13 protein-coding genes are annotated in these 11141 nt (G+C 64.3%); 4 read left to right on the top strand and 9 right to left on the bottom strand.

Annotated features, from left to right (window positions below; genetic code table 11):
* Window positions 1-145 precede the first annotated feature (145 nt).
* From holA to ACEN88_RS15490, 6 genes are all read right to left on the bottom strand, one after another.
* The gene (gene holA, locus ACEN88_RS15515) at window positions 146-1162 is read right to left on the bottom strand and encodes a DNA polymerase III subunit delta (RefSeq protein WP_413340940.1); all 1017 of its coding nucleotides are present in this window, start codon (window positions 1160-1162) and stop codon (window positions 146-148) included.
* A 15-nt stretch (window positions 1163-1177) separates the two neighbouring features.
* Window positions 1178-1699 (bottom strand): LPS assembly lipoprotein LptE, encoded by a 522-nt coding sequence (gene lptE / locus ACEN88_RS15510; protein WP_413340938.1) that lies wholly within the window; start codon window positions 1697-1699, stop codon window positions 1178-1180.
* Window positions 1700-1702: 3 nt separating this feature from the next.
* Window positions 1703-4348, bottom strand: a complete 2646-nt coding sequence (gene leuS, locus ACEN88_RS15505) for a leucine--tRNA ligase (protein ID WP_413340936.1) — start codon at window positions 4346-4348, stop codon at window positions 1703-1705.
* 60 nt (window positions 4349-4408) lie between these two features.
* Window positions 4409-4735, bottom strand: coding sequence for a barstar family protein (locus tag ACEN88_RS15500; protein WP_056123988.1), 327 nt, complete (start codon window positions 4733-4735; stop codon window positions 4409-4411).
* Window positions 4736-4832: 97 nt separating this feature from the next.
* A complete protein-coding gene (gene dapB / locus ACEN88_RS15495; protein WP_413340934.1) occupies window positions 4833-5642 on the bottom strand; it encodes a 4-hydroxy-tetrahydrodipicolinate reductase in 810 nt (269 codons plus the stop codon).
* 1 nt (window position 5643) lies between these two features.
* Window positions 5644-6261 carry an outer membrane protein assembly factor BamE gene (locus ACEN88_RS15490; protein ID WP_371767319.1) on the bottom strand — a complete coding sequence of 206 codons (618 nt, stop codon included), beginning with the start codon at window positions 6259-6261 and terminating at the stop codon, window positions 5644-5646.
* Between the two features lie 81 nt (window positions 6262-6342).
* Between ACEN88_RS15490 and fur the strand changes: the two genes are divergently transcribed.
* Window positions 6343-6771 carry a ferric iron uptake transcriptional regulator gene (fur, locus tag ACEN88_RS15485; RefSeq protein ID WP_036234473.1) on the top strand — a complete coding sequence of 143 codons (429 nt, stop codon included), beginning with the start codon at window positions 6343-6345 and terminating at the stop codon, window positions 6769-6771.
* A 16-nt stretch (window positions 6772-6787) separates the two neighbouring features.
* Here fur and hrcA read toward each other — a convergent pair whose 3' ends face one another.
* Both hrcA and ACEN88_RS15475 read right to left on the bottom strand, forming a co-directional pair.
* On the bottom strand, window positions 6788-7801 hold the full coding sequence (gene hrcA / locus ACEN88_RS15480; protein ID WP_413340932.1) for a heat-inducible transcriptional repressor HrcA: 1014 nt from the start codon (window positions 7799-7801) through the stop codon (window positions 6788-6790).
* 60 nt (window positions 7802-7861) lie between these two features.
* Complete coding sequence (locus ACEN88_RS15475) at window positions 7862-8584, bottom strand: HAD family hydrolase (protein WP_413340930.1); 723 nt, start codon at window positions 8582-8584, stop codon at window positions 7862-7864.
* Between the two features lie 232 nt (window positions 8585-8816).
* On the opposite strand from ACEN88_RS15475, the gene ACEN88_RS15470 reads away from it, so the two are divergent.
* Together ACEN88_RS15470 and ACEN88_RS15465 are read left to right on the top strand one after the other, a co-directional pair.
* Window positions 8817-9416 (top strand): hypothetical protein, encoded by a 600-nt coding sequence (locus ACEN88_RS15470; RefSeq protein ID WP_413340929.1) that lies wholly within the window; start codon window positions 8817-8819, stop codon window positions 9414-9416.
* Window positions 9417-9439: 23 nt separating this feature from the next.
* Window positions 9440-10147 (top strand): hypothetical protein, encoded by a 708-nt coding sequence (locus ACEN88_RS15465; protein WP_413340927.1) that lies wholly within the window; start codon window positions 9440-9442, stop codon window positions 10145-10147.
* A 345-nt stretch (window positions 10148-10492) separates the two neighbouring features.
* On the opposite strand, the gene ACEN88_RS15460 is transcribed toward ACEN88_RS15465, so the two are convergent.
* Window positions 10493-10663, bottom strand: coding sequence for a hypothetical protein (locus ACEN88_RS15460; protein ID WP_413340925.1), 171 nt, complete (start codon window positions 10661-10663; stop codon window positions 10493-10495).
* A gap of 160 nt (window positions 10664-10823) precedes the next feature.
* Between ACEN88_RS15460 and ACEN88_RS15455 the strand changes: the two genes are divergently transcribed.
* The coding region (locus tag ACEN88_RS15455; protein ID WP_413340923.1) for a hypothetical protein at window positions 10824-11141 on the top strand (318 nt) is incomplete at its 3' end.

Genomic DNA, 11141 nt, shown 5'->3' with positions numbered 1-11141 from the left:
CTCGATGGCGGCGGCGATCAGCAGCAAGGCCTGGTTGCGGGTGGCGCTGTCCGCGCGCGCCATGCCGCGCGACGCCGCGCGTGCCTGGCGGCCCATTGTGTGCATGGTCTCGGTGATATCCATCGTGCTTCTTCCTGTGATTTCGTTATGTCGACGCGACTTTCAACGCCAGCTGCAGCATCGCATCCCACGCATCGCCCGCGAACTGCTTCGCGCGCAGGCCCTTGACCATCCTGTCGACCTGCGCCGCCTGCTGCAGCGCCGCTTCCAGCGTCGGCAGGGAGATCCGGCGCAGCGCCGGTTCCATCATGCGCTCGCGCGGGCCCCAGATGCGGTATTCCTTCAGCAGCGCGCCCAGCGGGCGTCCCTGCGCCATCCCTGCCTTTAATTTTAGCAGCGTACGGATTTCTTCGGAGACGGCCCACAATACCAGCGGCAGCGCCTCGCCCTCGCCTTTCAAACCTTCCAGCATGCGCACGAGGCGGGCCGGGTCGCCGGCCAGCATCGCTTCCGACAGTTTGAAGACGTCGTAGCGCGCCACGTTCAGCACGGCGTCATGCACCTGCTCGTACGTCAGCTTGCCCGGTTCGTACAGCAGGCCGAGCTTCTGGATTTCCTGGTGCGCCGCCAGCAGGTTGCCCTCGACGCGGTCGGCGATGAAGTCCAGGCTCTGGCGGTCCACGCTCTGGTTCTGAGCGGCCAGACGTGTGCCGATCCAGCCCGGCAGCTGCGCGCGTTCCACGTTCGGGATCTCGACGTAGACCGCGGTCTGCTGCAGCGCCGCCACCCACGACGCCTTGGCCGTCTGCCAGTCCAGCTTCGGCAGGGTGATCAGGGTGAGGTTGTCGGGGTTCAGGTCTTTCGCATAGTTCTGCAGCGCGGCGCTGCCGTCCTTGCCGGGCTTGCCGCCGGGGATGCGCAGCTCGATCAGCTTCTTGTCGCCGAACAGCGACATGGCCTGGTTGGCGGCGAGCAGCTCGCCCCATTTGAAGTTGCGCTCGACCGTGAGCACGTCGCGCTCGGAATACCCTTGCGCGCGCGCGGCACGGCGGATCTTGTCCGCCGCTTCCAGCGCGAGCAGGTGCTCGTCGCTGGTGATCACGTACAGGGGCGCGAGCCCCTTGGCGAGGTGCCCGTCGAGCGCCTCAGGCCGCAACTGCATGGTGTTCCTTTTTAATCAAGTGGCTGGTTTGATCGACGCGAGGCGGCGGATGATCTGCTGCACGAGGTCCGCCTGCATGTCGCGGTACAGCAGCGCTTCTTCCGATTCCTTGGCCAGCACCTGGGTCTCGTCGAACGCCATGTTCCGGCGCAGCGAGATCTGCGTGGGCGGCACCAGTTCCGCGCCCTTCGCGTCGCGCACCGTGAACGACATCGTGTACGTCAGCAGGTATTCGCGCACGCGGCCCAGGCTGTTCAGCGACAGGATGGACTTGTTGCGCGACTCGCCCAGCAGCACGAACTGCGCCTCGGCATCCGCCGCCTTGTCGGCGATGACCACCTGGTCCGTCGCGCGCAGGTTGCGCTTGAGTTCCGTGCCCAGCGCGGACGTGTCCGGGAAGCCGAGATAGATGCTGTGGAACGGCATCGTGTAGCTGCCGTTCGAACCGCGCAGCTGGAAGCCGCAGCCCGCGGTGGCACTCGCCACCAGCAGGGCCGCAACCGCGCGCACCGCCAACTTCCGGGTCAGGGCGCGCATGGCTTACACCACGATGTTGATCAGTTTGCCGGGGACGACGATGACCTTCTTCGGCGTGCCTTCGACGAACTTCTGTGCGGCTTCCGACGCCAGCGCGGCGGCTTCGATGGCGGCCTTGTCGGCCTCCTTCGGCACCTTCACCGAACCGCGCAGCTTGCCGTTCACCTGGATCATCAGCTCGATCTCGGCCTGCTCCAGCGCGGCCGGATCCACTTCCGGCCAGGCCACGTTCAGGATGTCGCCGTACTTGCCGGCATAGCCGAGTTCCTGCCACAGCGCGTGCGTGATGTGCGGCGCGACCGGGTTCAGCATGCGCAGGAAGATCGACAGGCCTTCCGTGATCACCGCGTCCGACGCTGCACCTTCGGCCAGCTTGCTTGACTCCAGCGTATTCAGCATCTTCATGCAGGCCGAGACGACCGTGTTGTACTGGATGCGCTTGAAGTCGTAATCGGCCTGCTGCAGCACCTTGTGCACTTCGCGGCGCAGCGTTTTCTGCGCGTCGTCCAGCGTCCCAGCCTGTTGGCCGGCCAGCGCGGCGGCCACGCTCTGCTGCTTCGCATGAGCGAAGGCCCAGACGCGGCGCAGGAAGCGGCTCGCGCCTTCCACGCCCGACTCCGACCACTCGAGCGTCTGCTCCGGCGGCGCGGCGAACATCGTGAACAGGCGGGCGGTATCCGCGCCGTACTGCTCGATCTGCGCCTGCGGGTCGATGCCGTTGTTCTTCGACTTCGACATCTTCTCGGTGCCGCCGATGACGACCGGCTGGCCGTCTTCCTTCAGCACCGCCGATTGCGGACGGCCGCGTTCATCGAACGTCAGGCTGACCTCAAGCGGGTTGTACCACGTCTTCTTGCCCGACGCGTCTTCGCGGTAGTAGGTCTCGTTCAGCACCATGCCCTGCGTGAGCAGGTTGACGAACGGCTCGTCGAATTTCACGAGGCCGAAGTCGCGCATGACCTTCGTCCAGAAGCGCGCGTACAGCAGGTGCAGCACGGCGTGTTCGATGCCGCCGATGTACTGGTCCATCGGCATCCAGTAATCGTTGCGGGCTGGGTCGACCATCGCGTCGTTCGAACCCGGCGACGTATAGCGCATGTAGTACCAGGACGAGTCGATGAACGTGTCCATCGTGTCCGTCTCGCGGCGTGCGGGCGCGCCGCAGCACGGGCAGTCGACCTTGAGGAACGCTTCGTGTTTCTTCAGCGGGTTGCCGGAGCCGTCCGGGACGCAGTCTTCCGGCAGCACGACGGGCAGGTCCTTCTCGGGGACCGGCACCGTGCCGCACTTCTCGCAGTGGATCATCGGGATCGGCGTGCCCCAGTAGCGCTGGCGCGAGATGCCCCAGTCGCGCAGGCGGAACGTGACCTTCTTGTCGCCCAGCTCCAGGTTCGCGAGATCGCCCGCGACGGCGTTGACGGCCGACGTGTAATCCAGGCCGTCGTACTTGCCCGAATTGATGACGACGCCCTTCTCTTTATCGCCGTACCACTCCTGCCAGCCGTCCAGCGAGAACGTTTCGCCTTCCACGGCCACCACCTGCTTGATCGGCAGGTCGTATTTTTGCGCGAAGCCGAAGTCACGCTCGTCGTGGGCCGGCACGCCCATCACGGCGCCGTCGCCGTACGTGATCAGCACGTAGTTGCCGACCCAGACCGGCACCTGCTCGCCGGAGATCGGGTGCGTCACGAACAGGCCCGTCGGCATGCCCTTCTTTTCCATCGTCGCCATGTCGGCTTCGATGACGGAACCCTGCTTGCACTCGGCGATGAACGCCTGCAGTTCCGGATTGTCCTTGGCGGCGTGCTGCGCGAGCGCGTGTTCCGGCGCGACGGCGCAGAAGGTCACGCCCATGATCGTGTCGGCGCGCGTCGTGAAGACGTACAGCTTGCCATCGTTGATGAGCTCACCCTGCTCGTCCATGATCACGTGCGGGAACGCGAAGCGCACGCCGGTCGACTTGCCGATCCAGTTGGCCTGCATGATGCGCACGCGCTCCGGCCAGCCCGGCAGCTTGTTCTCGACGTGGTCCAGCAGTTCGTCGGCGTAGTCCGTGATGCGCACGTAGTACATCGGGATCTCGCGCTTTTCCACGACCGCGCCCGAGCGCCAGCCCTTGCCGTCGATGACCTGCTCGTTCGCGAGCACGGTCTGGTCGACCGGGTCCCAGTTCACGGTACCGGTCTTCTGGTAGATGATGCCCTTCTCGAGCATCTTGAGGAACATCCACTGGTTCCACTTGTAGTATTCCGGCTTGCACGCGGTCATTTCGCGCGACCAGTCGATCGCGAGACCCATCGACTCCATCTGGCCGCGCATGTGGGCGATGTTCGAATAGGTCCACTGGGCCGGCGGCACGTTGTTCGCCATCGCCGCGTTCTCGGCGGGCATGCCGAAGGCGTCCCAGCCCATCGGCATCAGCACGTTGTAGCCGTTCATCCGCAGGTAGCGGTACATCACGTCGTTGATCGTATAGTTGCGCACGTGACCCATGTGCAGCTTGCCCGACGGATAGGGCAGCATCGAGCAGGCGTAATACTTGCCTTTCGGGAAACGTGGGTCGTTTTCGACGGCTTTATACGCGTCGATCGACTTCCAGTAGGCCTGCGCGGCCTGTTCGACTTCGGCTGGACTATATTTTTCTTGCATGATGTTCTGCGGACTGAAGGAGGTGAGCAGAACATTATATCGTGTCACATGACAAGCGACCTACCGCAGTTCGAGCTCCAGCGCCGCCTTCTCGCCATAGTCCTCGTAGCGCTCGTTGATGCCGATGATGCAGAACGCCATCTCTTCCAGCACGTCCGGCGCCCGTTCGCGCAGGGCTTCCGAGTGCGTCACGACGATGTGCAGCACCTCGTCCTTCTTCAGGCGGACGCTGCTCATGCCGTCCTCGTCGCGCAGGTAGCTCAGGCAATCGACCCAGGAATCCATCGTGTGCGCGTACGAATCGGGGAAGCCGAACGCACGCTGGCTCTCGACGTGGAAGCTTTCCGCATCGGTGATCGCGGCGCCGTTGAGCTCGACGGTGGCCATGGGGAATCTCCTATGAATGGGCGAAAAAAAGCCCGTCTTGTGGACAGTATGCCAGCAGATCGCCGGCAAAGCCGTCCAGTTCGACGGGCGTGTGCGATCAGGCCTTGAGACCCAGCACGTCCTGCATGTCGTACAGTCCCGTTGCCTTGTCGGCAATATAACGCGCGGCGCGCAGCGAGCCCTGGGCGTAGCTGACGCGGCTGCTGGATTTGTGGCTGATCTCGATGCGCTCGCCGATGCCGGCGAACAGCACGGTGTGGTCGCCCACGATGTCGCCGCCGCGCACGGTGGCGAAGCCGATCGTCGACGGGTCGCGCTCGCCCGTCACGCCTTCGCGGCCGTAGACGGCACATTCCTTCAGGTCGCGGCCCAGCGCGTCGGCAATCACTTCGCCCATCTTGAGCGCGGTGCCGGACGGGGCGTCGACCTTGTGGCGGTGGTGGGCCTCGATGATCTCGATGTCATAGCCGTCGGAGAAATTCTTAGCCGCCATTTCCAGCAGTTTCAGCGTGACGTTCACGCCGATGCTCATGTTCGGGGCGAAGACGATCGCGGTCTTCTCGGCGGCGGCGCGGATGGCGGCCTTGCCGGCGTCATCGAAACCGGTGGTGCCGATGATCATCTTGATGCCGTGCGCGGCGCAGTATTCCAGGTGCTGCAGCGTGCCTTCGGGGCGCGTGAAATCGATCAGGAAGTCGGCGTCCGCCAGGCCCTTGGCCAGGTCGGACTGGATCACGACGCCGGTCAGCTGGCCGGAAAACGCGCCGGCGTCCGAATTGATGAACGGGTTGCCTTCGCGGTCGAGGGCGCCGGCGAGGACGGCGTCCGGCGCGGCGGCGATGGCTTCGATCAGCATGCGGCCCATGCGGCCGCTGGCGCCGGCAACGGCGATTTTCAGTTGGGTCATGTTATTGTCCTCCGCCGCCTTTCGCAGCCTCGTCGCGCTTACGCTTGAGCTCGTCCAGCGATTCCTGCTCGGTCTTGGTTTCGTATTTCGAGATGCCGATCAGGCGATTGATGTATTCGCGTTCCGTCGGCAGGTTGCCGCCGTCGAAGTGGTCGACCTTGTCGTCCTTGAAGTAGACGGTGACGCGGCTGGTGGTCAGCTCGCCGTTACCGCGCGCAAGGTAGAACGGGTAATCCCAGCGGTCCTTGTGGAAGGCGTCCTGCAGCAGCGGGCTGCCGAGGATGAATCTCACCTGGTCGCGGGTCTGGCCGACCTTCAGCTGGTTCAGCATTTCCTGCGACACGAAATTGCCCTGCTGGATGTCCGGCCGGTACGGCGAGAAGATCCAGAGGAATTTCTGCAGCTGGGTGACGGTCGTCGTCTGCGCGCCCGAATTCGCGATTGCCGCGGACTTGCCGGCATCGGCGGCGACCGCGTCGGGGGCGGTGCTCACCGGCGCCGCCGGCTTGGTCTGGTTACGCCAGGCCGCGCAGCCGGACAGCGCCAGCGTCATGCAGGCGAGGCCGGCCACGAGCGCTGCCCGTGCGTGGGAACGATGGAAAACGGCTTTAGTGCGCATATCTGACCTTAAAATCGATGAGGCGGGGGCGTTCAAAACGCTATATCATAAAGCACTCCGCCCATATCCGAGTAACAAAACATGAGCAACAATCCAACCGACCTGAAAGCCAGCGGCCTGAAAGCGACCTTGCCTCGGCTGAAAATCCTGGAAATTTTCCAGAACAGCGCGGTGCGGCACCTGACGGCGGAAGACGTCTACAAGACCCTGCTGAACGAAAACATGGACGTGGGCCTGGCGACCGTCTACCGGGTGCTGACCCAGTTCGAACAGGCCGGCCTCCTGAACCGCAATCACTTTGAAACCGGCAAGGCGATCTACGAGCTGAATGCCGGCTCGCACCACGACCACCTCGTGTGCCTTGACTGCGGCCACGTGGAAGAGTTCTACGACGACGAGATCGAAAGCCGCCAGCAGAAGATCGCCAGCGAACGCGGCTTCAAGATCGCCGAGCACGCCCTGGCCATCTACGGCCACTGCCAGAAGACGGATTGCCCGCACCGGCACTGACCGCCTGCCGCTCCGCTCAGGAGTGGCTCAGCGCGCTCGACAGCAGCTTGGCCGTGATGTCGACGATCGGGATCACGCGCTCATAGGCCATGCGCGTGGGTCCGATCACGCCGAGGGTGCCGACGATCTTGCCGTTCACTTCGTACGGCGCGGTGACGACACTCATCTCGTCCATCGGCACGAGCTTCGATTCGCCGCCGATGAAAATCTGCACGCCGCCGGCCTTGCTGGACACATCGAGCAGCTGCATCAGGCCCGTCTTCTGCTCGAACATCTCGAACATCTGGCGTAGCGAGCTCATGTTGGACGACAGGTCGGCCACCGAGAGCAGGTTGCGCTCGCCCGCGATGATCATGTCGTCCGTCTCGGCCAGCGCTTCGCTGCCCGCCTCCACCGCGGCCTGCATCAGGCGGCCCATGTCGTCGCGCAGCTGGCGCAATTCTCCCGTCAGGCGCGCGCGCACCTGGTCGAACGACAGGCCGGCGAAATGCTGGTTCAGGTAATTCGCGGACTGGATCAGCTGGGACGGCGAATAATCGACGTCGGTCAGCAGCAGCCGGTTCTGCACGTCGCCGCGCGGGTCGACGATGACGAGCAGGATGCGCTTTTCCGACAGACGTAAAAATTCGATCTGCTGGAACGCCGATTCGCGCCGCGGGCTCTGCACGACGCCGGCGAACTGCGACAGCGACGACAGCATCTGCGCCGCGTTCGCGATCACCTTCTGCGGCTGGTGCGCGGGCAGGCGCATGCCGGCTTCGACCGCGTTCTCGTCGATCTGATGCACGGTGAGCAGCGTGTCGACGAACAGGCGGTAGCCACGCGGTGTGGGAATGCGGCCAGCCGACGTGTGCGGACTGGCGACGTAGCCCATTTCCTCGAGGTCGGCCATGATGTTGCGGATCGTGGCCGGGGAGAGGTCGAGGCCGGAGATCTTCGACAGCGCGCGCGAACCGACCGGCTGGCCGTCGGCGATGTAGCGCTCGACCAGGGCTTTCAACAGGGTTTGTGCACGGTTATCGAGTTGCATGGTCTAGCCAGGATTTCGTTTCATTTATGTCATTATGCACGTTCGATGCGTGCTTGTGCTTTATCCGCGCTGTTGTTCGTGTTCGCGCGTGAGCCAGTCCAGCAACTCGTCGAAGTCGCGCACGATCGCATCCGGCACCACTTCGTGCTCCATGTGCTTCGTCGAGCCCGTGCGGTTCATCCAGACGGCGCGCAGGCCGGCGCGCTGGGCGCCCCGCACGTCGAGCAGCACGTCGTCGCCGACGTAGACCGCATCCTCGGGCGCCACGCCCAGCTCCTTGCAGGCGGCCAGGAAGATCGCCGCATCCGGCTTGGCGACGCCGAACGCCGACGCCGCCACCGACACCTTGAAATGGTGCGACAGGCCGATCGTGCGCAGGTCGGCGTTGCCGTTCGAGATCGACCCGATCAGCACGCGGCTCTTCAGTTTCAGCAGGCCCGGCAGCACGTCGTCGTACGGGATCACGGCATTGCGCGCGGCGAAGAACTGCGCCATCGCGTGCTCGACCTTGGCGGCATCCTCGCGGGCCTGCTGGAAGGCGTCGACGAGGCCGGCATGGCGCAGCTTGCCGAGGTCGAGGTGAAATTCGGGCTTCTTCGCCAGCAGCTCCAGGCGCGCCTGGCGCAGGGTGTCGATGGTGAAGCGCTCGGCCACGCGCGGCGCGTGCTCGCGCAGCCACGCGAACAGCTTCTCTTCGGCCTGCAGGATCACGGGGGCGATGGGCCACAGCGTGTCGTCGAGGTCGAACAGGATGGCCTTGGGCCAGGCGCGGCGCGTGTTCATGGTCGGGATTGCGGCTCCGGAAACGAAGCTTGGAGAGTGGAAAGGAGCGGTCCAAGCATAACGAGGGCAGCGCTGAAAAGCAATGGCGCCCCGGACACGCGCTCATGGTTACACCGTGATACAAAGCCAAATAGGGCCGCCGCTTGCCAAATGCACTAAAATGATGGGCATTTTTCTATTCGGCCGTACCGGCGCAGCGTCCGCGCGCCACCCATTCCACTGTGGAGATTTTATGAAGAGCTCGATCCTGCGTGCCGGCGTTGTAGCGCTGGCATGCGCGCTGGGCCTGTCCGCCTGCGGCGGCGGGAGCGGCGACCTGTACCTGACCGGCGCGGTCTATAACGTCACCAAGGACGGTCTGGTGCTGACGAATAACGGCGAAGACCTGGCCGTGACGACGCCCTACCAGTCGTTCCAGTTCAACAACCGCATCTCGACCGACGACCAGTTCAACATCACGGTCAAGAGCGTCCCGTCGAACGTCGAGAAGATCTCGGATTGCGTCGTCACCAACGGCAAGGCGCGCGCCAATTACTACACGATCGCACAGATCCGCGTGGACTGCGCGATCCGCAAGCGTAAATTGACCGCGAGCATCGTCAACCTGACGGCCAGCGGCCTCGTGATCATCAATGGCGCCGACCGCAAGGAGGTCGCGGCGGGCACCGCAACCGTGTCGATGGCCCCCGTGAACGAAGACGGCGCGTACGGCGTCACCGTCCTGCAGCAGCCGGCCGGCCAGACCTGCACCGTCAGCGGCGGCGGCAACGGCAAGGGTGCGGGCACCATGGGCGCGACCGAAGACACGACCGTCACCGTCACCTGCGCTTAAATCTGGAATCTGGAGAGACCCACATGAAGTTTTCCCTCGCGCGTCCGGCCTTCGCCCTCGCGGTCCTGGCCACGCTGGCCGCCTGCGGCGGTGGCGGCAAGGCCACGTTCCCGATCAACATCACGGTCAGCGGCCTGCAATACCCGGGCCTGGTCCTGAGCACGAACGGCCAGGACCTGCCCATCAATCCGCCGGCCACGGCCGGCCAGGACGTCACGGCCGTCTTCCCGAACCAGATCGAATACGGCCAGGTCTATGAAGTGATCCCGAAAGGCGCGGTCGTCACCAATCACACCCCGGTGGGCGGCACCCAGCCGAAACACCAGACCTGCTCGGCCTCTAACTTCCTGCCGTACGGCACGGCTGGCCAGCTGGCCAGGATCGACATCCGCTTCGTCTGCTCGATCAATCCCTACGCACTCGGTGGCACGGTCAAGGGCCTGACCGGTACCGGCCTCGTCCTGGCAAACGGCAGCACGACGGGCACCATCGGCGTCAGCCCCGCGCTGGACGCCAACCAGAAACCGACCGGCGCGGACGTGGCCCTCATCATGAACTCGGTTCCGTACAACACGACTTATGGCGTGACCGTCCTGACCCAGCCCACCAACCCGGCCCAGACCTGCACCGTTACCGGCGGCGCGAACGGCTTCGGCGGCGGCACGATGGACGATGCGGCGGAAGCGGCAGGCGGCGTGGGCAACCTGGTCGTGACCTGCGTCAATAACTGAACCCGGAGAGCATGGATGAGATATCGCAAATTCTTATAACGAATATGCGAAACAAAAATTGGACTGATATGCTGTAGCGCAGCATAATTGCACCTGTCTCCTCCAACTCTCCTCAGAAAGAATTGGATTTAAGCCCGCCTCAACAGCGGGCTTTTTTTTCGCCCATACGGCAACAAGCGTCCCTGCGGCGGCATGCCGTCGCGGCTGGTCAAGGTCTGCGGGGTGCCGGCGGAGGTGCCGGTATTGCCTGGTGCGATGGGCCTCCGGGGCCCGGTCCGAACGGCGCTCTCGAGCTGCGCGTTCTGCGTCTTCACTGCCGGGCGGCAGTTGCTTCCACTACGGGTGTTACGGGCGCTTCGCGGTCACTTTGACGACGGCCATCTGCTGGCCTTCGATCGTTACCTGCGCATCGTAGCGCTCGTGTTTGGCGACGCTGGCGGCGTGTGCGGCGCTCGTCACACCCACGAGGACGGCGGCTGCGAGGAAGATGGCTTCCATGTGTTTGAGGACGTTCATTTTGGCTCTCCTTGTGTGTTTGTTTCGTCGATGGTGTCACTGTAGGCGACCGCCCCCTTCCCTTCCACCGGCGTGCGACGAAACGCAAAAAACACTGGATGGAAGGATCAAAAGCGCGCCCAAAAAGCGGATGGTGCGTTGCCGCATCAGCAGCCGACGCATGAGAACGCTCAACAGCCAGGCCGGATTCGCTGGCGATACTTCTCGAGGGCACAAAGGGGACGACATGGATCGGCAAAACATCCTGGAACTCGAGGCGAACGGGGCGGCTACGCCCCTGGCGACGGTGCGGGCCTGGAATGCGCTGGCACTCGGAACGATCGGCACCGTGGCACTCGCACATGAGCCCGCGCATGCGCTCGCCCTCGTGCATACCTGCATGTACAACGCGTGGGCGGCGTACGACGATAACGCCCGCCAGACCGCGCATGGCGTGGCGTTCGGCCCGCGGCAGGCGCACGGCCACGCCATGCGCGGT

This window comes from Massilia sp. CT11-108, from assembly GCF_047302915.1.
Lineage (GTDB): Bacteria > Pseudomonadota > Gammaproteobacteria > Burkholderiales > Burkholderiaceae_D > Telluria > Telluria orientalis.
Note: the sequence above shows the minus strand (reverse complement) of the source record. Positions and strands in the feature narration are given on the sequence as shown.

What these genes read in the sequence shown, in the direction of transcription:
- ACEN88_RS15490 (WP_371767319.1), bottom strand. Translation starts at nt 6,261, where the DNA reads ATGCGCACTAAAGCCGTTTTCCATCGTTCCCACGCACGGGCAGCGCTC.
- leuS (WP_413340936.1), bottom strand. Translation starts at nt 4,348, where the DNA reads ATGCAAGAAAAATATAGTCCAGCCGAAGTCGAACAGGCCGCGCAGGCC.
- ACEN88_RS15465 (WP_413340927.1), top strand. Translation starts at nt 9,440, where the DNA reads ATGAAGTTTTCCCTCGCGCGTCCGGCCTTCGCCCTCGCGGTCCTGGCC.
- dapB (WP_413340934.1), bottom strand. Translation starts at nt 5,642, where the DNA reads ATGACCCAACTGAAAATCGCCGTTGCCGGCGCCAGCGGCCGCATGGGC.
- ACEN88_RS15470 (WP_413340929.1), top strand. Translation starts at nt 8,817, where the DNA reads ATGAAGAGCTCGATCCTGCGTGCCGGCGTTGTAGCGCTGGCATGCGCG.
- fur (WP_036234473.1), top strand. Translation starts at nt 6,343, where the DNA reads ATGAGCAACAATCCAACCGACCTGAAAGCCAGCGGCCTGAAAGCGACC.
- hrcA (WP_413340932.1), bottom strand. Translation starts at nt 7,801, where the DNA reads ATGCAACTCGATAACCGTGCACAAACCCTGTTGAAAGCCCTGGTCGAG.
- ACEN88_RS15460 (WP_413340925.1), bottom strand. Translation starts at nt 10,663, where the DNA reads ATGAACGTCCTCAAACACATGGAAGCCATCTTCCTCGCAGCCGCCGTC.
- lptE (WP_413340938.1), bottom strand. Translation starts at nt 1,699, where the DNA reads ATGCGCGCCCTGACCCGGAAGTTGGCGGTGCGCGCGGTTGCGGCCCTG.
- ACEN88_RS15475 (WP_413340930.1), bottom strand. Translation starts at nt 8,584, where the DNA reads ATGAACACGCGCCGCGCCTGGCCCAAGGCCATCCTGTTCGACCTCGAC.
- ACEN88_RS15500 (WP_056123988.1), bottom strand. Translation starts at nt 4,735, where the DNA reads ATGGCCACCGTCGAGCTCAACGGCGCCGCGATCACCGATGCGGAAAGC.
- holA (WP_413340940.1), bottom strand. Translation starts at nt 1,162, where the DNA reads ATGCAGTTGCGGCCTGAGGCGCTCGACGGGCACCTCGCCAAGGGGCTC.